This window comes from Pseudomonas sp. B40(2017), assembly GCF_002112855.1.
Lineage (GTDB): Bacteria > Pseudomonadota > Gammaproteobacteria > Pseudomonadales > Pseudomonadaceae > Aquipseudomonas > Aquipseudomonas pharyngis.
The window spans coordinates 1-21509 of the sequence record NZ_NEIT01000012.1 but is presented as its reverse complement, the minus strand read 5'-3'; the positions used below and the strand labels follow the sequence as shown (position 1 = coordinate 21509).

Annotated in this window: 16 protein-coding genes; 9 read left to right on the top strand and 7 right to left on the bottom strand. The window is 62.0% G+C overall.

Features of this window, described 5'->3' with window-relative positions:
* The first annotated feature begins 3 nt into the window (after positions 1 to 3).
* The 9 genes from murD to lpxC all read left to right on the top strand — a co-directional run bounded on the left by murD (position 4) and on the right by lpxC (position 10482).
* Complete coding sequence (murD, locus tag CAF76_RS27330) at positions 4 to 1350, top strand: UDP-N-acetylmuramoyl-L-alanine--D-glutamate ligase (RefSeq protein ID WP_039766248.1); 1347 nt, start codon at positions 4 to 6, stop codon at positions 1348 to 1350.
* Positions 1347 to 2564: a putative lipid II flippase FtsW gene (ftsW, locus tag CAF76_RS27325; RefSeq protein ID WP_039766247.1), complete on the top strand. Its 1218-nt coding sequence runs from the start codon at positions 1347 to 1349 to the stop codon at positions 2562 to 2564. The genes murD and ftsW overlap by 4 nt, the downstream gene beginning before the upstream one ends.
* Complete coding sequence (gene murG / locus CAF76_RS27320; protein WP_039766246.1) at positions 2554 to 3624, top strand: undecaprenyldiphospho-muramoylpentapeptide beta-N-acetylglucosaminyltransferase; 1071 nt, start codon at positions 2554 to 2556, stop codon at positions 3622 to 3624. The genes ftsW and murG overlap by 11 nt, the downstream gene beginning before the upstream one ends.
* Positions 3617 to 5077, top strand: coding sequence for a UDP-N-acetylmuramate--L-alanine ligase (murC, locus tag CAF76_RS27315; RefSeq protein WP_011335862.1), 1461 nt, complete (start codon positions 3617 to 3619; stop codon positions 5075 to 5077). The genes murG and murC overlap by 8 nt, the downstream gene beginning before the upstream one ends.
* Positions 5074 to 6048: a D-alanine--D-alanine ligase gene (locus CAF76_RS27310; protein WP_085649193.1), complete on the top strand. Its 975-nt coding sequence runs from the start codon at positions 5074 to 5076 to the stop codon at positions 6046 to 6048. The genes murC and CAF76_RS27310 overlap by 4 nt, the downstream gene beginning before the upstream one ends.
* Before the next feature lie 4 nt (positions 6049 to 6052).
* Positions 6053 to 6919, top strand: a complete 867-nt coding sequence (locus tag CAF76_RS27305) for a cell division protein FtsQ/DivIB (RefSeq protein ID WP_039766241.1) — start codon at positions 6053 to 6055, stop codon at positions 6917 to 6919.
* A gap of 15 nt (positions 6920 to 6934) precedes the next feature.
* Positions 6935 to 8194 (top strand): cell division protein FtsA, encoded by a 1260-nt coding sequence (gene ftsA, locus CAF76_RS27300; protein ID WP_007956755.1) that lies wholly within the window; start codon positions 6935 to 6937, stop codon positions 8192 to 8194.
* 67 nt (positions 8195 to 8261) lie between these two features.
* Positions 8262 to 9458: a cell division protein FtsZ gene (ftsZ, locus tag CAF76_RS27295; RefSeq protein WP_007956754.1), complete on the top strand. Its 1197-nt coding sequence runs from the start codon at positions 8262 to 8264 to the stop codon at positions 9456 to 9458.
* Between the two features lie 112 nt (positions 9459 to 9570).
* A complete protein-coding gene (lpxC, locus tag CAF76_RS27290; RefSeq protein WP_007956752.1) occupies positions 9571 to 10482 on the top strand; it encodes a UDP-3-O-acyl-N-acetylglucosamine deacetylase in 912 nt (303 codons plus the stop codon).
* A gap of 61 nt (positions 10483 to 10543) precedes the next feature.
* Here the strand turns inward: lpxC and CAF76_RS27285 are convergent, their stop codons facing one another.
* The 7 genes from CAF76_RS27285 to CAF76_RS27255 form a co-directional block, all read right to left on the bottom strand.
* Positions 10544 to 12049: a sensor domain-containing diguanylate cyclase gene (locus CAF76_RS27285; protein ID WP_085610957.1), complete on the bottom strand. Its 1506-nt coding sequence runs from the start codon at positions 12047 to 12049 to the stop codon at positions 10544 to 10546.
* A gap of 108 nt (positions 12050 to 12157) precedes the next feature.
* Positions 12158 to 13474, bottom strand: a complete 1317-nt coding sequence (locus CAF76_RS27280; protein ID WP_178076208.1) for an OprD family porin — start codon at positions 13472 to 13474, stop codon at positions 12158 to 12160.
* A gap of 196 nt (positions 13475 to 13670) precedes the next feature.
* The gene (locus CAF76_RS27275; RefSeq protein ID WP_039766234.1) at positions 13671 to 13892 is read right to left on the bottom strand and encodes a hypothetical protein; all 222 of its coding nucleotides are present in this window, start codon (positions 13890 to 13892) and stop codon (positions 13671 to 13673) included.
* A 281-nt stretch (positions 13893 to 14173) separates the two neighbouring features.
* Entirely contained in the window at positions 14174 to 15538 is a 1365-nt protein-coding gene (locus CAF76_RS27270; protein WP_085649191.1) for a heavy metal sensor histidine kinase, read from the bottom strand.
* Positions 15528 to 16205: a heavy metal response regulator transcription factor gene (locus tag CAF76_RS27265; protein WP_085649190.1), complete on the bottom strand. Its 678-nt coding sequence runs from the start codon at positions 16203 to 16205 to the stop codon at positions 15528 to 15530. The genes CAF76_RS27270 and CAF76_RS27265 overlap by 11 nt, the downstream gene beginning before the upstream one ends.
* Before the next feature lie 8 nt (positions 16206 to 16213).
* Positions 16214 to 19315 (bottom strand): multidrug efflux RND transporter permease subunit, encoded by a 3102-nt coding sequence (locus CAF76_RS27260; protein WP_085649189.1) that lies wholly within the window; start codon positions 19313 to 19315, stop codon positions 16214 to 16216.
* The gene (locus tag CAF76_RS27255) at positions 19312 to 20472 is read right to left on the bottom strand and encodes an efflux RND transporter periplasmic adaptor subunit (RefSeq protein ID WP_064599286.1); all 1161 of its coding nucleotides are present in this window, start codon (positions 20470 to 20472) and stop codon (positions 19312 to 19314) included. Before CAF76_RS27255 ends, CAF76_RS27260 begins: the two co-directional genes overlap by 4 nt.
* Between the last annotated feature and the right edge of the window lie 1037 nt (positions 20473 to 21509).

The following is a 21509-nucleotide window of genomic DNA, read 5'->3' as shown; positions in this document are numbered from 1 at the left end:
CGAGTGTCTCTGATCGCTTCTGACCACTTCCGCATCGTTGTCGGCCTCGGCAAGAGCGGCATGTCCCTGGTTCGCTTCCTGGCGAACCGGGGCGTGGCGTTTGCCGTGGCCGACACGCGGGAAAATCCACCGGAACTGGCCACGCTCCAGCGTGACTATCCGCACGTGGAAGTGCGTTGTGGCGAGCTGGACGTCGAATTCCTGTGCCGTGCCGACGAGCTCTACGTGAGCCCCGGCCTGGCGCTGGCGACCCCGGCCCTGCAAGCCGCCGCGGCCCGTGGCGTGAAGCTGTCCGGCGACATCGAGCTGTTCGCGCGCAACGCGAAGGCGCCGATCGTGGCCATCAGCGGTTCCAACGCGAAAAGCACCGTCACCACCCTGGTCGGCGAGATGGCGGCTGCGGCCGGCAAGCGCGTGGCCGTGGGCGGCAACCTCGGTACGCCGGCGCTGGATCTGCTCAGCGATGACGTCGAGCTGTACGTGATGGAGCTGTCGAGCTTCCAGCTGGAAACCACCGACCAGCTCAACGCCGAAGTGGCGACCGTGCTCAACATCAGCGAAGACCACATGGATCGCTACAGCGGTCTGCCGGCCTACCACCTGGCCAAGCACCGGATCTTCCGGGGTGCGAAGCAGTTCGTGGTCAACCGCCAGGACGCCTTGACCCGTCCGCTGATGGGCGAGGGCCAGCCGTGCTGGACCTTCGGCCTGACCAAACCCGATTTCAAGGCATTTGGCCTGCGCGAAGAGAATGGCGAGAAATACCTGGCCTTCGAATTCCAGAACCTGATGCCGGTGCGCGAACTGAAGATTCGCGGCGCCCACAACCAGTCCAACGCCCTGGCGGCGCTGGCGCTCGGCCACGCGGTCGGGCTGCCGTTCGACGCCATGCTGGCGGCGCTGCGCACCTTCGCCGGTCTCGAACACCGTTGCCAGTGGGTACGTGATCTGGACGGCGTCGGTTACTACAACGATTCCAAGGCCACCAACGTCGGCGCTGCGCTGGCCGCCATCGAAGGTCTGGGTGCGGACATCGACGGCAAGGTCGTGCTGATCGCCGGTGGCGACGGCAAGGGTGCCGACTTCAAGGACCTGCGCGATCCGGTGGCGGCCCATTGTCGCGCCGTGATCCTGATGGGTCGCGACTCCGACAAGATCGGCGAAGCGATCGGCGATGCCGTGCCGCTGATTCGCGCGACCACGCTGGTCGACGCGGTCGCCCAATGCCGCGCCGCCGCCCAGCCGGGTGACGTGGTGCTGCTGTCGCCGGCCTGCGCCAGTTTCGACATGTTCAAGAACTACGAAGACCGTGGTCACCAGTTCGTCCGCGCCGTGGAGGATCTGGCATGAGCTTGAGAAACATCATCAAGCCATATCCGTCGCCGCTGATTACCGGACGCGGAATCGACCTCGACTTCCCGATGCTCGCCGGTTGCCTGGCGCTGCTCGGTCTGGGCCTGATCATGATCGCCTCGGCATCGACAGAAGTCGGCGCGGCGCAGTCGGGCAGTGCTCTCTATTACATGACTCGTCACCTGATCTACGTGGTGCTGGGCCTCGGTGCCTGCATCGTCACCATGATGATCCCGATCGCCACCTGGCAGCGCCTCGGCTGGATGATGCTGATCGGTGCGTTCGGTCTGCTGGTGATGGTGATCATCCCGGGGATCGGCCGTGAGGTGAACGGTTCGATGCGCTGGATCGGTTTCAGCTTCTTCAACGTACAGCCGTCCGAGATCGCCAAGGTGTTCGTGGTGATCTACCTCGCCGGTTACCTGGTGCGTCGCCAGAAAGAGGTGCGCGAGAGCTGGATGGGCTTCTTCAAGCCATTCATCGTGCTGCTGCCGATGGCGGGCTTGCTGCTGATGGAGCCGGACTTCGGTGCCACCGTCGTGATGATGGGCGCTGCGGCGGCGATGCTGTTCCTCGGCGGGGTCGGGCTGTTCCGGTTCTCGCTCATGGTGGTGCTGGCCGTTGGTGCGGTGGTGTTGCTGATTCAGATGCAGCCGTACCGGATGGCGCGTCTGACCAACTTCGCCGACCCGTGGGCCGACCAGTTCGGCGCCGGTTATCAATTGTCGCAAGCCTTGATCGCGTTCGGTCGCGGTGAATGGCTGGGTGTTGGTCTTGGCAACAGCGTGCAGAAACAGTTCTACCTGCCGGAAGCGCACACCGACTTCGTGTTCTCGGTTCTCGCCGAAGAGCTCGGCGCCGTGGGCTCGCTGTGCACCGTGGCGCTGTTCGTGTTCGTGTGTATTCGCGGGATGTACATCGGTCTGTGGGCCGAGAAGGCCAAACAGTTTTTTGCCGCTTATGTTGCCTACGGCCTGTCGTTCCTGTGGATCGGCCAGTTCCTGATCAACATCGGCGTGAACGTCGGCCTGTTGCCGACCAAGGGCCTGACCTTGCCGTTCCTCAGTTATGGCGGCAGTTCCCTGGTGATCTGCTGCGCCTGCCTTGGCCTGTTGCTGAGGATCGAGTGGGAGAGCCGGACCCACCTGGGCAGTGAAGAGATGGAATTCCATGAGAGCGACTTCGCCGAGGAGCCGAACCATGGGCGCTAACGTATTGATCATGGCCGGCGGTACCGGTGGCCACGTGTTCCCGGCGCTGGCCTGTGCCCGCGAATTCCAGGCGCGCGGCTACACCGTGCACTGGCTCGGGACGCCGCGCGGGATCGAGAACGATCTGGTACCGGCGGCAGGTATTGAACTGCACCGCATCAACGCCACTGGCCTGCGTGGCAAGGGCAAGCTGTCGCTGCTCAAGGCGCCGTTCATGCTGCTGAAATCGGTATGGCAGGCGCGGGCGATCATTCGCCGCTTGCGGCCGGTGTGCGTGGTCGGATTCGGCGGCTATGTGACCGGCCCCGGTGGTCTTGCCGCCAAACTGGCCGGCGTGCCGGTGATCGTTCATGAGCAGAACGCCGTGGCCGGCACCGCCAATCGGTTGCTGGTGCCGTTCGCCGCCCGGGTGTGTGAAGCGTTCCCCGACACCTTTACCCTGTCGGACAGCCGCCGTACTACCGGTAACCCGGTGCGCAGCGAGCTGTTCCTCGAAACACCGCGCCCGGCCCTGGCCGGACGCAAGGCGCGTTTGCTGATCCTGGGCGGAAGCCTGGGCGCAGAACCGTTGAACAAGTTGCTGCCTGAAGCCCTGGCACAAGTCGCTGCCGACTTGCGTCCGGAAGTGTTTCATCAGGCCGGCAGAAACCACGATGAAGTGACTGCAGAGCGCTACCGCGCCGCCGGCGTGGACGCGCAGGTGCAGCCGTTCATCAAAGACATGGCCCAGGCCTATGGCTGGGCTGACCTGGTGGTGTGCCGCGCCGGCGCATTGACCATCAGCGAACTGGCCGCCGCCGGTCTGCCCTCGATGCTGGTGCCCTTGCCCCACGCGATCGACGATCACCAGACCCGCAACGCCGATTATTTGGCCCGCGAAGGCGCTGCCTTCCTGATGCCGCAAAGAACGACTGGTGCCGCGGACCTTGCCGCGCGCCTGACAGAGGTCTTGATGCAACCGCAACGACTCGAACAAATGGCCCAAGCGGCCCGCCGTCTGGCGAAACCCGAAGCCACCCGCAGCGTGGTCGATACCTGTCTGGAGGTGGCCCATGGTTGAGAATCAGAAAGCCATGCCGCAACCGGAAATGCGCCGCATCCGTCGCATCCACTTCGTCGGCATCGGCGGCGTGGGTATGTGCGGTATTGCTGAAGTGCTGCTGAACCTGGGCTATGAAGTGTCCGGTTCCGACCTGAAAGCTTCGCCGGTGACCGAGCGCCTGGAATCCTTCGGTGCGCAGATCTTCATCGGCCACCGTGCCGAGAACGCCGCTGCCGCCGATGTGCTGGTGGTGTCGAGCGCCGTCAACACCTCCAACCCGGAAGTCGCGACTGCGCTGGAACGCCGCATCCCGGTGGTGCCGCGTGCCGAAATGCTCGCCGAGCTGATGCGCTACCGCCACGGCATCGCCGTCGCCGGTACCCACGGCAAGACCACCACCACCAGCCTGATCGCTTCGGTGTTCGCCGCCGGTGGTCTGGATCCGACCTTCGTCATTGGTGGCCGTCTGAACGCTGCGGGCACCAATGCCCAGCTCGGCACCAGCCGTTACCTGATCGCCGAGGCCGACGAAAGCGACGCCAGCTTCCTGCACCTGCAACCGCTGGTGGCCGTGGTCACCAACATCGACGCCGACCACATGGCGACCTACGACGGTGACTTCAACAAACTGAAGAAAACTTTCGTCGAGTTCCTGCACAACCTGCCGTTCTACGGTCTGGCGGTGATGTGTCTGGACGATCCGGTGGTGCGTGAAATCCTGCCGCTGGTCAAGCGTCCGACCGTGACCTATGGCTTCAGCGAAGACGCCGACGTGCGCGCGATCAATGTTCGTCAGCAGGGCATGCAGACCTTCTTTACCGTGCTGCGCCCTGATCGCGAGCCGCTGGATGTGTCCGTGAACATGCCGGGCAACCACAATGTGCTCAATTCCCTGGCGACCATCTGCATCGCCACCGACGAAGGCGTCAGCGATGAAGCCATCGTCCAGGGCCTGTCCGGGTTCCAGGGGGTCGGCCGACGCTTCCAGGTCTACGGCGAACTGCCGGTGGACGGCGGCAACGTGATGCTGGTCGACGACTACGGTCACCACCCGACCGAGGTCGCAGCAGTCATCAAAGCCGTGCGTGGTGGCTGGCCGGAGCGCCGTCTGGTGATGGTCTACCAGCCGCACCGTTACAGCCGCACCCGTGATCTGTACGACGATTTCGTCAATGTACTGGCCGACGCCAACGTGCTGCTGCTGATGGAAGTCTATCCGGCTGGCGAAGAGCCGATTCCGGGCGCCGACAGCCGCAAGCTGTGCAACAGCATCCGCCAGCGCGGTCAGCTCGACCCGATTTACATCGAGCGCGGCGTCGATCTGGCGCCGCTGGTCAAGCCGCTGCTGCGTGCCGGCGACATTCTGCTGTGCCAGGGCGCCGGTGACATCGGCGGCCTCGCACCGAAACTGTTGAAAAGCGAGTTGTTCGCCGGTGCCGTGGCGGCATCGGTCGAGGGGAAGTTGAAATGACTGCTGCCTACGCCAACCTGTTCTCCACCATCGCCCCGAAGGACTTCGGCCGTGTGGCCGTGCTGTTCGGTGGCCTGAGTGCCGAGCGTGAAGTCTCGCTGAAGTCCGGCAATGCCGTGCTCAGTGCGCTGCAAAGCGCGGGTGTGGACGCGTTCGGCATCGATGTCGGCGCCGATATCCTGCAGCGCCTGCTGAGCGAGAAGATCGACCGCGCGTTCATCATCCTCCACGGTCGCGGCGGTGAAGACGGCAGCATGCAGGGCCTGCTCGAGGTGGCCGGCATTCCGTACACCGGCAGCGGCATCCTGGCGTCCGCGCTGGCGATGGACAAACTGCGCACCAAGCAGGTCTGGCACACGCTCGGGATTCCGACGCCACGTCACGCCGTGCTGCGCAGCGAGGCCGATTGTATTTCGGCAGCGACGGAACTGGGCTTCCCTTTGATCGTCAAACCGGCGCATGAAGGTTCAAGTATCGGGATGGCCAAAGTGAGTTCCGCGTCCGAGTTGATCGACGCATGGAAAGCGGCCAGTACCTACGATTCGCAAGTGTTGGTCGAGCAATGGATCCACGGTCCCGAGTTCACCATCGCCACCCTGCGTGACCAGGTGTTGCCTCCTATCGCCCTGGGTACGCCGCACACGTTCTACGACTACGACGCCAAGTACATCGCCAACGATACCCAGTATCGGATTCCGTGCGGGCTCGATGCCGCCAAGGAAAAAGAACTCATGGACCTCACGGCGCAAGCCTGCGAGGCGCTGGGTATTGCCGGTTGGGGTCGGGCGGACGTGATGCAGGACGCCGACGGCAAGTTCTGGTTCCTGGAAGTCAACACCGCTCCCGGCATGACCGATCACAGCCTGGTACCGATGGCGGCGAAAGCGGCCGGTCTGGATTTCCAGCAACTGGTCCTGGCCATTCTGGCCGCCAGTGTCGATGCCGATGGCAAGAAAGAGGCGCGAGGTTAAGACCATGCAAGGCGCTCATCTCAGACATCAGCCACCCGCCCCCGGCCGCAAGCCGGTGCCGCGGGGTGCCAGCCGAATGGTGGCCAAAGAGCCGATGTCCGCGCGCCTGCCGAAAGCCAACTTTGGTTTCCTGAAAGGTCTGTTCTGGCCGGTGCTGCTGGTGGCTCTGGGGTTCGGCACTTACGAAGGCGCACAGCGTCTGCTGCCGTACGCCGACCGGCCAATCACCAAGATCGCGGTGCAGGGCGACCTGAGTTACATCAGTCAGCAAGCGGTGCAGCAGCGGATCGCCCCGTATGTGGCGTCGAGCTTCTTCACCATCGACCTGGCGAGCATGCGCACGGAGCTTGAGCAGATGCCGTGGATCGCCCACGCCGAAGTACGTCGGGTGTGGCCGGACCAGGTGGTGATCCGCCTCGAAGAGCAACTGCCGGTGGCCCGTTGGGGCGACGAGTCGTTGCTCAACAACCAGGGCCAGGCGTTCACGCCCAAGGAACTGGCGAACTACGAACACCTGCCGCAGCTGTTCGGTCCACAGCGGGCCCAGCAGCAAGTGATGCAGCAATACCAGGTGCTGAGCCAGATGCTCCGGCCATTGGGCTTCTCGATTGCGCGGCTCGAGCTGCGTGAACGTGGCAGCTGGTTCCTGACCACCGGTGCCGGCAGTTCCGGCCCCGGGATCGAGCTGCTGCTGGGACGCGGCAACCTGGTGGAAAAGATGCGCCGCTTCATTGCCATCTATGACAAGACGCTCAAAGAACAGATTACGAACATTGCGCGCATCGATCTGCGCTACGCCAACGGCCTCGCTGTTGGCTGGCGGGAACCAGTAGCGCCGACGACAGCCCAACCCGCTGTCGCAAAGAATTAAGAAGAGGCAGGACCCATGGCAAACGTGCAAAGCGGCAAAATGATCGTCGGTCTCGATATCGGCACCTCCAAGGTGGTGGCGCTGGTCGGCGAGGTTGCGGACGACGGCTCGCTGGAAATCGTCGGGATCGGCACTCATCCGTCCCGCGGCCTGAAGAAAGGCGTGGTGGTCAACATCGAGTCCACCGTGCAGTCGATCCAGCGCGCGATCGAGGAAGCCCAGTTGATGGCGGGCTGCCGCATTCACTCGGCATTCGTCGGCGTGGCGGGCAATCACATCCGCAGCCTGAATTCCCACGGGATCGTCGCAATTCGTGATCGCGAAGTCAGCTCGGCTGACCTGGAGCGCGTACTCGACGCCGCCCAGGCGGTGGCGATCCCGGCCGACCAGCGTGTGCTGCACACCCTGCCGCAGGATTACGTGATCGATAACCAGGAAGGCGTGCGCGAGCCGCTGGGCATGTCCGGCGTGCGTCTGGAAGCCAAGGTTCACGTGGTCACCTGCGCCGTCAACGCCGCACAGAACATTGAAAAATGCGTGCGTCGCTGCGGTCTGGAAATCGACGACATCATTCTCGAGCAACTGGCCTCGGCCTACTCGGTCCTGACCGACGACGAAAAAGAGCTGGGCGTGTGCCTGGTCGACATCGGCGGCGGCACCACCGACATCGCGATCTTCACCGAAGGCGCGATCCGCCACACGGCCGTGATCCCGATTGCGGGCGACCAGGTGACCAACGACATCGCCATGGCGTTGCGCACCCCGACCCAGTACGCCGAAGAGATCAAGATCCGCTACGCCTGCGCCTTGGCCAAACTGGCCGGCGCCGGCGAGACCATCAAGGTGCCGAGCGTCGGCGACCGTCCGCCGCGCGAACTGTCCCGTCAGGCCCTGGCCGAAGTGGTCGAGCCGCGATACGACGAACTGTTCACCCTGATCCAGGCCGAGCTGCGTCGCAGCGGCTACGAAGACCTGATCCCGGCCGGCATCGTGCTGACCGGTGGTACGTCGAAGATGGAAGGCGCCACTGAACTGGCGGAAGAAATCTTCCACATGCCGGTCCGCCTGGGCGTGCCCCACGGCGTGAAAGGTCTGGATGACGTGGTACGCAACCCGATTTATTCCACTGGCGTTGGCTTGTTGATGTACGGCCTGCAGAAGCAGTCCGACGGGATCTCGTTCTCGGGCATCGGCAGCCGCGACAGCTACAGCAACGATGAGCCGCAGGCGCCGTTGCTGGACCGTTTGAAGAAGTGGGTTCAAGGCAACTTCTAATGCTTTACCGCAGCACCGCAACAAACAGCAGTAGGCGAAAAAACTAGAGAATGTAAGGAGAGGGAAAATGTTCGAACTCGTAGACAACATCCCCGCAAGCCCGGTAATCAAAGTTATCGGTGTTGGCGGTGGCGGCGGCAACGCTGTCAATCACATGGTCAAGAGCAACATCGAAGGCGTGGAATTCATCTGCGCCAACACCGATGCTCAAGCGCTGAAAAACATCGGCGCGCGCACCATTCTGCAATTGGGTACCGGCGTGACCAAAGGCCTGGGCGCCGGCGCCAACCCGGAAGTCGGCCGTCAGGCTGCGCTGGAAGATCGCGAGCGCATCGCTGAAGTGCTGGCCGGCACCAACATGGTGTTCATCACCACCGGCATGGGCGGCGGTACCGGTACCGGTGCGGCGCCGATCATCGCCGAAGTGGCCAAGGAAATGGGCATCCTGACCGTTGCGGTCGTGACTCGTCCGTTCCCGTTCGAAGGTCGCAAGCGTATGCAGATCGCCGACGAAGGCATCCGCATGCTCTCGGAAAGCGTCGACTCGCTGATCACCATTCCGAACGAAAAACTGCTGACCATCCTCGGCAAGGACGCAAGCCTGCTGTCGGCTTTCGCCAAGGCTGACGATGTACTGGCCGGTGCCGTTCGCGGTATCTCCGACATCATCAAGCGTCCGGGCATGATCAACGTCGACTTCGCCGACGTACGTACCGTGATGAGCGAAATGGGCATGGCGATGATGGGCACTGGCTGCGCCAGCGGTCCGAACCGTGCACGTGAAGCCACTGAAGCGGCCATCCGCAACCCGCTGCTGGAAGACGTGAACCTGCAAGGCGCACGCGGCATCCTGGTGAACATCACTGCCGGTCCTGACCTGTCCCTGGGTGAGTACTCCGATGTGGGTTCGATCATCGAAGCCTTCGCTTCCGAGCACGCGATGGTCAAGGTCGGTACCGTTATCGATCCGGACATGCGCGACGAACTGCACGTGACCGTGGTTGCCACCGGTCTGGGCGCGAAAATCGAGAAGCCTGTGAAGGTCATCGACAACACCGTTCACACCTCGATGGCCGCTGCTCAGGTACAGCAACCGGCACCCGCTCGTCAGGAGCAGCCAGCGGTGAATTACCGTGACCTGGACCGTCCGACCGTCATGCGCAACCAGGCTCAGGCCGGTGCTGCGACTGCCGCGAAGATGAATCCGCAAGATGACCTGGACTACCTGGACATCCCGGCTTTCCTGCGTCGTCAGGCCGATTGATGAAATGTATCAGGGGTATTCAGGTGATTGGTGTTCAGCAAAGGCTCGGTCTGCTATCATCGCCAGCCTTTGTTGATACCAGTTCGCAATTTGCGCTGAAGCGGCCCATGCCATGATTAAACAACGCACACTGAAAAATATTATCCGTGCCACCGGTGTAGGTCTGCACTCCGGGGAGAAGGTTTACCTGACCCTCAAGCCTGCACCTGTCGATACCGGGATCGTCTTTCGTCGTGCCGATCTCGATCCGGTTGTCGAGATACCGGCTCGCGCGGCCAACGTCGGCGAGACAACCATGTCGACGACGCTGGTCAACGGTGACGTGAAGGTAGACACGGTGGAGCACTTGCTCTCGGCCATGGCTGGCCTGGGCATCGATAACGCCTACGTCGAGCTCTCCGCGTCTGAAGTCCCGATCATGGATGGCAGCGCAGGACCTTTCGTATTCCTGATTCAATCGGCTGGCCTGGAAGAACAGGACGCCGCCAAGAAATTCATCCGCATCCTGCGTGAAGTGACAGTGGAAGACGGCGACAAGCGCGCCACTTTCGTCCCTTTCGAAGGGTTCAAGGTGAGCTTCGAGATCGATTTCGATCACCCGGTTTTCCGGGACCGCACCCAAAGTGCAAGCGTGGATTTTTCCAGCACTTCGTTCGTAAAAGAAGTCAGCCGCGCCCGTACTTTCGGTTTCATGAGTGACATCGAGTACCTGCGCAAGCACAACCTCGCACTCGGCGGTAGCGTGGAAAACGCGATCGTGGTCGATGCCGATGGCGTACTGAACGAAGACGGCCTTCGCTACGAAGACGAATTCGTGAAGCACAAGATCCTCGATGCGATTGGCGACCTGTACCTGCTGGGCAACAGCCTGATTGGTGAGTTCAAGGGCTTCAAGTCCGGCCACGCACTGAACAACCAGCTGCTGCGCAAGTTGATTGAGCAGAAAGATGCCTGGGAAGTCGTGACGTTCGAAGACGCCAGCACTGCACCAATCTCTTACATGCGCCCGGTTGCGGCGGTGTAAGTAAAAAACCTCTCTAGTTTTTTGAAGGCCACCTTTGGGTGGCCTTTTTTTATGCCTGTTTTCAGGCGACGACGACCCGGTTTCGCCCACCTTCCTTGGCCTGATACAACGCCTTGTCCGCCGCGAACAACAGCTGCTCCAGACTGATTTCGCTCGTCGCCGTCCAGGTACTGATACCGACGCTCACGGTCATCGGTGACTGGTCTTGATTCAGGCTCGGCAATTGCTCCACCGCTGCACGAATGTGTTCGGCGATCTGCTGCGCCCCGGCACTGTCGGTTTCCGCGAGGATCACCGAAAACTCCTCACCGCCATACCGAGCCACCAGATCCGCCGGACGCCGCACATTGGCGGTGATCACCCTGGCCAGTTCACGCAACGCCTGATCTCCGGCCTGATGCCCGTGGCGGTCATTGAAGGCCTTGAAGTGGTCGGCGTCGATCATCAGCAATGAAAGCGGCTTGCCCGAGCGCTGGGCGCGGAACCACTCGTGGCGCAGTGACTGATCGAGCATCCGCCGGTTGGCGACGCCGGTCAGGGCATCAGTTGCGGCGAGTTGTGCCAGTTCATGTTCGGCCCGCTGACGCAGGCGCAGCTCCCGGGCCAGCAGCCAGGTCAGCCACAGCAGACCGGCACACAACACGCCGGTAGCGCCGCTGATCAGGATCGCCGTGCGTCGCCACGCGCCGAACACTTCCTCGCTGGACAGGGCAACGATTACCGTCAGCGGCAGATTGCCGACCCGCGAATAGGTGTACAGCCGTTGCTGATAATCCATGCTCGAAATGCTGTTGAAACTGCCATTGCCGTTGTTGTCGCGCAGAATCCGCACCACATTGGGCCGGGCGGCAAAGCTCTTGCCGATCGAGTCGCTCTGCAGATAAGGCTTCTGCGCCAGCAGGATGCCATCGTTGTTGATGATGTTGAGAGTGCTGTCGATGCCGATGTCGAGGCTGTTGAACAACTGATCGAAGTAATCGAGCTTCATCGACGCCACGGCCACGCCCAGAAACTCACCGGTGTCTGAAGAAATGCGCCGACTGAAACTGATCCGCCACTGGTTCGCGTCATCGCAGTCGCAGCGGGGTTTGAACGGACGGCTGATGAACATGCCGGTGTCGCGGTTGAAGGCGTGGGCGAGGAAGTAGTCACGGTCGGCGAAATTGCCCGGCAGCGGATCGACCCGCGAGGAGTCGGCAATCACCTCGCCATACTTGTCGAGCAACAGGATGTCGCCCTTGAAGCGCGCCGTGGTGGAGCGGTCGAACAACGCCAGATGGCGGATCTGCGGCGACACGTCTTTCAGGTCGTCACGCTGGGCGGCGGCGATCAGCCCTTGCAGCGTCAGGTCATACAGCTCGACGGTGCGCAGTACATCGGCGTCGATCAACTGGGCGATGGTGGTGGCGCCACGGGTGGCCGATTCCTGGGCGTTGGCGCGTTCACGGATCAGCAGGAACGTGACGATGCAGACAATCGCGATCACGCTCAGCAGGCTGCCTGAGATCAACAGCAGCTCGGAGCGTCCGGTCGTGCCGGGAACGGTAGGGGTGCGGCTCGCGATCATGGTCCGGTTTTCGGTTGGGGGTTCTTCTAAGCGTAGTTGTACCCGCTCGCTGCCACAGGCAAGAAAAAGGCCAGCGCGTCAGGCTGGCCTTTTATCGCAGTGCCGATCTTAGAAGACGTTGATCGGGTAGTCGATGATCACACGGTATTCATCGGTGTCCGTATCGATTGCGCCGTAACCGTTGCCGCCGCGGTTGGTCGCCCATTGCAGGCATACCGCCAGGTCTTTGGCCTGGCCGCTCTGCACCACGTATTTGAGGTCGATGTCGCGCTCCCAGTGTTTGGCGTTGCGGCCTTCGGCGCTGTACCACGAGGCGTAACCCTTGCTGTCCGGATCGGCCTTGGTCAGGTCCAGCGTACCGCGTGAGTAGGACAGCGACGAGGTCAGCCCCGGCAGGCCGACGCCGGCGAAGTCGTAGGCGTACTTGAGTTTCCACGAGCGCTCGTTCGGGCCGTTGAAGTCCGAGTACTGCTGCGAGTTGTCGAGGTAGACGCTGTCGCCCTGGCTGATGTAATCGAACGGCGTGTTGCCGTTGACCCGCTGATACGCGGCGGTAACGCTGTGGCTGCCGATGCCCACGGTGAAATGCAGGCTGTAGGTGTTGTTGTCGATGTTGCCCAGCAGCGCGTCGCCGGTGTCCTGGGTGTGATAGAAGTGCAGGCCCGGGTTGAGGGTCACCAGGTCATTCAGTGCCCAGGTGTAGTCGAGGTCGTAGTAGTACTGGTTCCAGATGTCCTTCAACTCGGAGGCATACAGGCTGCTGGTCAGGCCTTCGACGCCGCTCCAGGCCACGCCGGCCCAGTTCAGGTGCTGGCTCTTGTCGCCGTCGGCGAGGGTGCCGTAAGAGGTGCCGATACGTTTGTGCCCGCTCTGGTTGTAGGGTTTGGTAAAACTGGCCTGACCACCTTCGATCATCCAGCCGTCGAAGCTGTGATTGGTCAGGCTGAGGCCGCGAAAGGTCTGCGGCAGCATGCGCGTCTCGCCACCGGCGATCACCGGGTTGGCAAGGAACAGGTCGCCGGCCTTCAGTTCGGTATCGAACGCACGCATTTTCAGGGTGGCGCCCGCCGTGGAGAACGAGCCCGGCGCTTTGCCGCTGCCGTCACTGACCGGCAGGATGCTGGAGTTGTCCGTGCCACCACCGCCGTCAAGTTTCAGGCCGAGCATGGCGTGGGCGTCGATGCCGAAGCCGACCGTGCCTTCGGTGTAGCCCGACTCGAATTTGCCGAGAAACCCCTGGCCCCACTCGATGTTGTCGTCCGTCTGCTGCAGACGGTTGCGGTTCATGTAGTAGTTGCGGGCATTGAGGTTCAGGCTCGAGCCTTCGACGAAACCTTGCTGCTCGGCTTCGGCAGCGTGGGCGGCGGGGGCAATCGTTGCGGCAATTGCAATGAACAGCGGGGTGACGCGAACTGGGTAACGCACGTGCGGTAAAGCTCCTTGGGTCAACTGACACTTCAATGTCATGAGGTGCGGGATGTTTCCAGTTGTTAAAGACGTACCAGACAGCTTTCAGACCACAACGAAAAAAGGCCGCTGAAAATCAGCGGCCTGCAAGGACGACGGTTGAACGGGAAGAGCCAAACAACCGCGTCGAGGGAAACGTTGCGCAGTGCGCGACTCAGCTGTCTTTCTCGGAGGCTTGAGCCTGAGAATTTAAGGCCTGCGGGGCTTGCGTAGCGTCCTGAGCCTTGGCCATCACTTCTGCCTGATGCTGTTCGAATGCGTGAGCGCGAGCGGCGTTTTGCGCTACAAACGTCTGGGATTCTTCAGCCATCGCCATCGGCGACAGGATCAATGAGGACAAAACGAAAGCGCTGGCAATACCCATACTGTTGGACATCTTGAAAACCTTCTTGCTTGGCAAGTGCTGTTTGGTGCGGGCAAAGATAAGGTTGCCGGGCGTTGGGAAACAGCGTGATTTTCATAAATGACTGTTACAGCAAAAGCAAAAGTCACCCCCTCACCCCAACCCTCTCCCCCAAGGGGGCGAGGGGGAAAGGGAGCCGATTGGGGACTTTTCAGAATCTGAGTTCGACTGGATTTTTCAGGTCGGCGTAACTCGAAAGAACAACTCGGTCAGTCCCCTCTCCCTCCGGGAGAGGGTTAGGGTGAGGGGGCTTTTCAGACCGGGAGGTGGATTCCGAAAGTGTTCATCCCGCGATCACTGCGCACAAACACATCCCCGCCATGCATCAGCGCAATCGCCTTGACGATCGCCAGCCCCAGGCCATGGTTGTTGCCGCTGTTGCTGCGCGACGCATCGACCCGGTAGAAGCGCTCGAACAAGCGCGGCAAATGCTCGCTGGCAATCGGTGAGCCGGGGTTGGCCACGCCGATGCTGACCTGATGTTCCTCGACCGTGATCTGCACCTCGATCACCTGTCCCGGCGCGGTATGTTGCACTGCGTTGCTCAACAGATTGATCAAGGCCCGGCGCAGATGAGCAATCTCGATCTGCACCTGCGCATCGCCGCTTACCCGAACCTGGACCTGCGCATCCTCAAGGATGAAATCGAGGTATTCGAGAGTGGTCGCCACTTCATCGGCCAACGAAGTCGACGTCAGTTTGGTGGCCTTACTGCCCTGATCGGCGCTGGCCAGGAACAGCATGTCGTTGATGATCGAGCGCAGGCGTTCCAGCTCTTCGAGGTTGGATTGCAGCACTTCGAAATAATGCTCGGCCGAGCGTCCGCGAGTCAGGGCGACCTGGGTCTGGCCGATCAGGTTGGTCAGCGGCGAACGCAGCTCATGGGCCACATCGGCGTTGAAGGATTCGAGACGTGAATAGGCTTGTTCGACCCGCTCCAGCGTCGAGTTGAACGAGTCGACAAACTGCTCCAGCTCCGGCGGCAACGGCGACAGACGCAGGCGCCCGGCCCGCAACGGCGGCGCCAGACGCTGGGCTTCGTGGGACAGTTTGATCAGCGGTTTGAGGCCGATTCGCGCCACCCAGTAACCCAACGCCGAGGCCAGTAGCACGCCGATCACCGCCAGACTCACCAGCGCGATCAGCAACTGATGCTGGGTCTGGTGAAAGGTCTCGGTGTCGATGCCGATCATGAAGCGCAGCGGCGGGCGTTGATCCTTGGCCGGCAGTTCGGTGAGCAGCACTTTCAGCGGATAGGGATGGTCGGGCAGTTGCAGGTCGCGCATGCCCAGCGGGCCTTGGGCAAAGGCGCGGATCGAGACATCGGGCTCGCCGAATTCATAGCCCGGATTGCCGCTGACCACCCAGAACCGGATGCGCTTGTCTTCTTCGCCGAGCAGCTTGAGCTTGGCGTTGATCTTCACCCAGTGCTCGGGGGTGCCATAGCGGTTGAGCGCCGATTCGAGCACGCTGTAACGTGCATCCAGTTCCGCTTCCGGCAGCAGGCCCAGGCCTTTGTCCACTTGTTGATACAGCGCGCCGCCGATCAACAGGAACACCAGCAGCGCCACCAGCGTGAACATCCCGCTCAAGCGCAGCGCGATAGAGTTACTGGACACCACGGCTCTCCAGCACATAACCCATGCCGCGGATGGTGTGCAGCAGTTTCTCGTCGAACGGCCCGTCGAGCTTGGCGCGCAGGCGCTTGATCGCGACTTCGACCACGTTGGCGTCGCTGTCGAAATTGATGTCCCAGACCATTTCCGCAATCGCGGTTTTCGAGAGGATTTCGCCTTGGCGCCGAGCCAGCACGCTGAGCAGTGAAAACTCTTTCGCGGTCAGATCCAGCCGGTTGCCTGCGCGGGTGGCCTTGCGGCTGATCAGATCGATCCACAGGTCGGCGATGCTCACTTGCACCGGTTCGTGGCCGCCGCTGCGGCGGGTCAGCGCTTGCAGGCGCGCCACCAGTTCGAGGAAGGAAAACGGTTTGCCGAGGTAATCGTCGGCGCCGTCGCGCAGGCCGCGGATCCGGTCTTCGACCCGTTCGCGGGCGGTGAGCATGATCACCGGCGTCTGCTTGCGCGCACGCAATGCGCGCAATACGCCGAAGCCGTCGAGGCCCGGCAGCATCACGTCAAGGACGATCACCGCGTAGTCGCTTTCCAGTGCCAGGTGCAGGCCCTCGACGCCGTCGCGGGCCCGATCCACGGTGTAGCCCTGTTCCGTCAGGCCGCGGTGCAGGTAGTCCGCGGTTTTCTCTTCGTCTTCGATAATCAGAACGCGCATGACCCGCCTCAGTCTGTCGTTGCCAGCGCCGCGACGGGCGCAGGTTTGGGCTTGTGGAACAGCCGCTCGAGCCACAAGTATATGACCGGCGTGGTGAACAGCGTCAGCATCTGGCTGACCAGCAGGCCACCCACCACTGCGATCCCCAGCGGCTGGCGCAGTTCGGCGCCGGTGCCGTAGCCGAGCATCAGTGGCAGGGCGCCGAGCAGGGCGGCGAGGGTGGTCATGATGATTGGCCGGAACCGCGTGATACATGCCTCGAAAATCGCATCCTGCGGCGACAAGCCGCGATGACGCTGCGCTTCCAGGGCGAAGTCGATCATCAGGATGCCGTTCTTCTTCACGATACCGATCAGCAGCACCAGCCCGATCAACGCCATGATCGAAAAGTCCTGGCCACAGATCCACAGCATGATCACCGCACCCAGCCCCGCCGCCGGCAAGGTCGAAATGATCGTCAGCGGATGGACGAAGCTCTCGTAGAGCACGCCGAGAATGATGTACACCGCCACCAGCGCCGCGAGAATCAGCCACGGCTGACTTTTCAGCGAACTCTGGAACGCCTGGGCCGCACCCTGGAAGTTGCCGCTGATCGCGGTCGGCATGCCGATCTCGGCCTTGGCCTGATTGAGCAAAATCACCGCGTCGCCCAATGCCACGCCGGGCGCCAGGTTGAAGGACAGGTTGGCGGCCGGGAACATGCCGTCGTGGGCAATCGACAGTGGGCCGATGGTCGGCGCGTCGAATCGGGCCAGCGCCGACAGTGGCACCATTTCTCCGCTCAACGGTGAGCGCAGGTAGAAATAGTTGAGGCTTTCAGCCTTGCCGCGCTGTTGGGTGTCCAGTTCCAGGATCACGTTGTACTGGTTGACCTGGGTCTGGAACTCGTTGATCTGCCGCTGGCCGAAGGCGTCGTACAGCGCCTCGTCGACATCACTCGCCGTCAGGCCGAAACGCGCGGCGGCGCTGCGGTCGATGCTGATGTGGGTGATGCTGCCGCCCAGTTGCAGGTCGTTGGAAATGTCACGGAACGCCGGGATGCTGCGCAGTTTCTCGGTGAGTTTCTGGGTCCAGGTGGCGAGGGTCGGCCCGTCGTTGCTCTTGAGCACGTATTGATATTGCGCACGGCTCGGGCCGGAGCTGAGGTTGATGTCCTGGCCGGCGCGCAGGTAAAGCACGATGCCGGGGACTTTCATCAGTTGCGGACGAATGCGATCGATGAACTGGCTGGCGGAAACATCGCGGTCACCGCGTTTTTTCAGGGCGATCCAGAAGCGGCCGTTGGCGATGGTCTGGTTGCTGCCGGACACGCCCACCGAGTGGGAGAACGCCTGCACGGCCGGGTCGGCGGCGACGATTTCGGCCATCGCCAGGTGTTTTTTCACCATGTCGCTGTAGGAAATATCGGCGGCGGCTTCGGTGGTGCCGAGGACGAAACCGGTGTCCTGCACCGGGAAGAAACCCTTGGGGATAAACACGTAGCCGCCAATCGCCAGTGCGACGGAAATGCCGAACACGCCGATCATCAATTTCTGGTGAGCGAGGGCGCGGCGCAGGCCTTTTTCGTACCAGCCGAGCAGGCGTTCGCTGAAGCCCGGTTTGTCATGGGCGTGATGCACCGGTTTGCGCATGAACAGCGCCGCCAGCGTCGGCGCCAACGTCAGCGATACCACCACGGAAATCATGATGGTCGAGGTGGCCGTCAGGGCGAATTCCTTGAACAAGCGCCCGACCACGCCGCCCATGAACAGCAGCGGAATGAACGCCGCCACCAGCGAGAAACTGATCGAGACCACGGTAAAACCGATCTCGCCGGCGCCCTTGATCGCGGCATCGCGCATGCTGTCGCCGGCCTCCAGATGACGGTGGATGTTTTCCACCACCACGATGGCATCGTCGACCACGAAGCCCACGGCCACCACAATGGCGACGAGGGTCAGGTTGTTCAGGCTGAAACCGAACAAATACATCAAGGCGAAACTGGCCGTCAGCGACACGCCGAGCACCGCCGAGACAATCATCGTCGCCGACAACTGGCGCAGGAACAGCGCCATGACCGCCACCACCAGCAGGATCGCGATCAGCAGGGTGATTTCCACCTCATGCAGCGAGGCGCGGATGGTCTGGGTGCGGTCGATCAGGGTTTTGACCTGCACCGAGGCCGGCAGCATGGCTTCGAGGCCGGGCAGGGCGGCTTGAATCCGGTCGACGGTTTCGACGATGTTGGCGCCGGGCTGGCGCGAGATCACCAGATTGACCCCCGGTCGATCGCCGGCCCAGGCCTGCACGTAGGCATCTTCCGAACCGTTGACGACTTTGGCGACATCCTTGAGGTGAACCGGGGCACCGTCCTTGTAGGAAACGATGAGCTGGCTGTATTCCTCGGGGTGGAACAACTGGTCGTTGGTCGACAACGTGGAAATGCTCGATTCGCCGTACAGCGCGCCCTTGGCGAGGTTGAGGCTGGTCTGCTGGATCGCTACACGAATGTCGGCGAGGGTCAGGCCGATGGCCGCCAGTTTGTCGGCCGAGGCCTGTACGCGAATCGCCGGACGTTGCTGACCGGTGATGTTGATCTGGCCTACACCGTCGATCTGACTGATCTGACGCGCAAGCAGGGTTTCCACCAGGTCGCTGAGTTCAGTGCCGGGCATTTGCGTGGAGCTGACGCTGAGGATCAGCACCGGGCTGTCGGCCGGGTTGACCTTCTTCCAGGTCGGCAGGGTCGGCATGTCTTTCGGCAGTTTGCCGGCGGCGGTGTTGATCGCGGCCTGCACTTCCTGGGCGGCGGTGTCGATGCTCTTGTCGAGGGTGAATTGCAGGGTCAGCAACGTGGAGCCCAGCGCACTGCTGGAGGTCATCTGGGTCATGCCGGGGATGGCGCTGAATTGCACCTCCAGCGGCGTGGCCACGGACGAAGCCATGGTGTCCGGGCTGGCGCCGGGCAACTGTGCTGAGACTTGAATCGTAGGAAATTCCGCTTCCGGCAGCGGGGCAATCGGCAGGCGCGGGAAGGCAATCAACCCGACCAGTACCAGCGCGATGGTCAGCAGAATCGTCGCCACCGGGTGATCGATGCACCAGGTCGAAACGCCTTTGTGCTGCTTCATGGCTTGGGCTCCGCTTGCACCACCTGCGGCGGTTCGCTCATGACCTGCACGGTCGAACCGGGCTTGAGCCGCGACTGGCCGTCACTGACCAATACGTCGCCGGGTTTCACGCCCTTGATGATGTCCTGGCCGCTGCCCTGATAAACCATTTGCACCTGCACCGCTTCAACCTTGTCGCCGTTGACCCGGTACACGAAGTGTTGATCGAGGCCGCGTTGTACGACGGTGGGCGGGACCACCAGCGCGTCTTTATCCAGCGCTGTCTGAATCTTTACCGTCACCAGCAGGCCCGGCCAGAGTTTCTGGTTGGGATTGTCGAACTCGGCCTTGGCGCGGATGGTGCCGGTGTTGGCGTTGATCTGGTTGTCGATCAGGGTCAGGTGACCTTCGCCCAGCAGGTTGCCGGTTTCGCCGTCGGTGTCGGCGCCGATGTAGGCCTTGACCTGCGCGCGCTGCGGGTCGCTGATCAGGCCTTGCAGGGTCGGCAGCATTTGCTGGGGCAGGGAGAACTCAACGGCGATCGGGTCGATCTGGGTCACGGTGAACAGACCCTGGGTGTCGGTCATGCGCAGGAAGTTGCCTTCGTCGACCGTGCGAATCCCGACGCGACCGGTGACCGGGGAACGAATCTGGGTGTAGGAAAGTTGTACCTGTGCCGCGTCAATCGAGGCCTGGTTGCCTTGGGCGGTGGCCTTGAGCTGGTTGACCAGTGCCTGTTGCTGGTCGTAGGTCTGCTTGGACACGCCGTCGTCGACGCTGAGCAGTTTGTAGCGTTTGAGGTTGACCAACGCGACTTGCAGTTGCGCCTGGCTTTCGCCAAGTTGCGCCCGGGCCTGGTCGAGGCTGGCGCGGATCGAGCGGTCGTCGATGGTGGCGAGCAGGTCGCCCTGTTTCACCAGTTGGCCCTCTTTGACCAAAAGCTTGGTGAGGATGCCGTCGATCTGTGGGCGCACCACGACGCTGTGCAGTGAGAGGACCGAGCCGATGCCGCTGGTGTAGCGGGGGACGTCTTTTTCGCTGACGGCGACGACCCTGACCGGGATGGCGGTGGGGGCTGCCAGTTTGGCCGGGGCGGGTTTGTATGCGTACCACAGACCTGCGGCTGCGAGGGCGATCAACAGGGTGGCGAGCAGGGCTTTTTTCTTCTGGATTTGCATGCTTGTGGGGCGCCAGGGGGACGTGGTTTGGGCAGGTTTTGTCTTTATAAACTTGTTTGGGGGTCAGGAGGGTGACGGCTAGCTGACGGCGCTGTCAGTTTCGGGCTTTGACTTGGCGGCCTTTGGGCCGGCCATGCTGTTTTGGGTTTGGGTGAATATCCGTTTCTTCGGGTGTTGCGGCTGGCGGTTCCGCTCTTACAGCGGGTCACTTTGGCAAACGCCGGAATGCCGGCCCAGCCCAAAGTAACCAAAGGGCTTGGCCCCTGCGTTCGGCGCCTCGCTGTGGCTCGGCGTTCCTTCGTTCCGGGATTCATCCGGGGGCATCGCCTACGGTTTGCTTCGCTGCACCTCCTCTCGATGCATGCGGCTGCGCCGCACGGTCGCTGCGCTCCCACCCCCGGATAAATCCCTCCACTCAGCCTTCCGATGGGGCCGGCACGTCAAAAGCGGTACTCGAGCTAACGCTCATCGTGTTGAGTGGTGAAGGGCGTGCGGTCGGCTTTTGGTTTTTGTTGGGTTTGCTCACCTCGGCCCCTTCTCGAGGGAGTGGAGGACAACACAGGAGCTTTTCAAAAGCTGAATTCACCTCGGTCTTTCACGTCGGCGTACCTCCTCCAAACACCTCGGTCAGTCCCCTCTCCCTCTGGGAGAGGGCTAGGGTGAGGGGAGCTTTTGAGGTTGTTTAAATCTCAACAACTACACCGGATCCTTCCCACAATGTTTTCAGGTTGTCCGTCGGAAGCACGCTCTCTAGTCTTTGGCTGTCGCTGCCAATTCAGCGAACAGGCGTGGAAACCTGATTTCAAGTAGTTGCAAAGCATCTCCCCGTAATCGTTGCCGATGTCTTCTTTCGTCTGCAAACTGCGTCGCGGCGGCTGTGCGCAGGCAGACTTCGGTCTGGCCGGTTGCCTACTTATCGGTTTTCCACCCTGCGTACAGCTGCCACCTTTTGTCGTGTGGAAACGACAAGGGATGGCTCCATAGCCAAGTAGGAGCTTTTCATGGACAAACTGATACCCGACCCACCCCTCGAATCC

Coding starts and splice junctions, on each gene's coding strand:
- ftsW (WP_039766247.1), top strand. CDS start 1,347: ATGAGCTTGAGAAACATCATCAAGCCATATCCGTCGCCGCTGATTACC.
- murG (WP_039766246.1), top strand. CDS start 2,554: ATGGGCGCTAACGTATTGATCATGGCCGGCGGTACCGGTGGCCACGTG.
- murC (WP_011335862.1), top strand. CDS start 3,617: ATGGTTGAGAATCAGAAAGCCATGCCGCAACCGGAAATGCGCCGCATC.
- CAF76_RS27310 (WP_085649193.1), top strand. CDS start 5,074: ATGACTGCTGCCTACGCCAACCTGTTCTCCACCATCGCCCCGAAGGAC.
- CAF76_RS27305 (WP_039766241.1), top strand. CDS start 6,053: ATGCAAGGCGCTCATCTCAGACATCAGCCACCCGCCCCCGGCCGCAAG.
- ftsA (WP_007956755.1), top strand. CDS start 6,935: ATGGCAAACGTGCAAAGCGGCAAAATGATCGTCGGTCTCGATATCGGC.
- ftsZ (WP_007956754.1), top strand. CDS start 8,262: ATGTTCGAACTCGTAGACAACATCCCCGCAAGCCCGGTAATCAAAGTT.
- lpxC (WP_007956752.1), top strand. CDS start 9,571: ATGATTAAACAACGCACACTGAAAAATATTATCCGTGCCACCGGTGTA.
- CAF76_RS27285 (WP_085610957.1), bottom strand. CDS start 12,049: ATGATCGCGAGCCGCACCCCTACCGTTCCCGGCACGACCGGACGCTCC.
- CAF76_RS27275 (WP_039766234.1), bottom strand. CDS start 13,892: ATGTCCAACAGTATGGGTATTGCCAGCGCTTTCGTTTTGTCCTCATTG.
- CAF76_RS27265 (WP_085649190.1), bottom strand. CDS start 16,205: ATGCGCGTTCTGATTATCGAAGACGAAGAGAAAACCGCGGACTACCTG.
- CAF76_RS27260 (WP_085649189.1), bottom strand. CDS start 19,315: ATGAAGCAGCACAAAGGCGTTTCGACCTGGTGCATCGATCACCCGGTG.
- CAF76_RS27255 (WP_064599286.1), bottom strand. CDS start 20,472: ATGCAAATCCAGAAGAAAAAAGCCCTGCTCGCCACCCTGTTGATCGCC.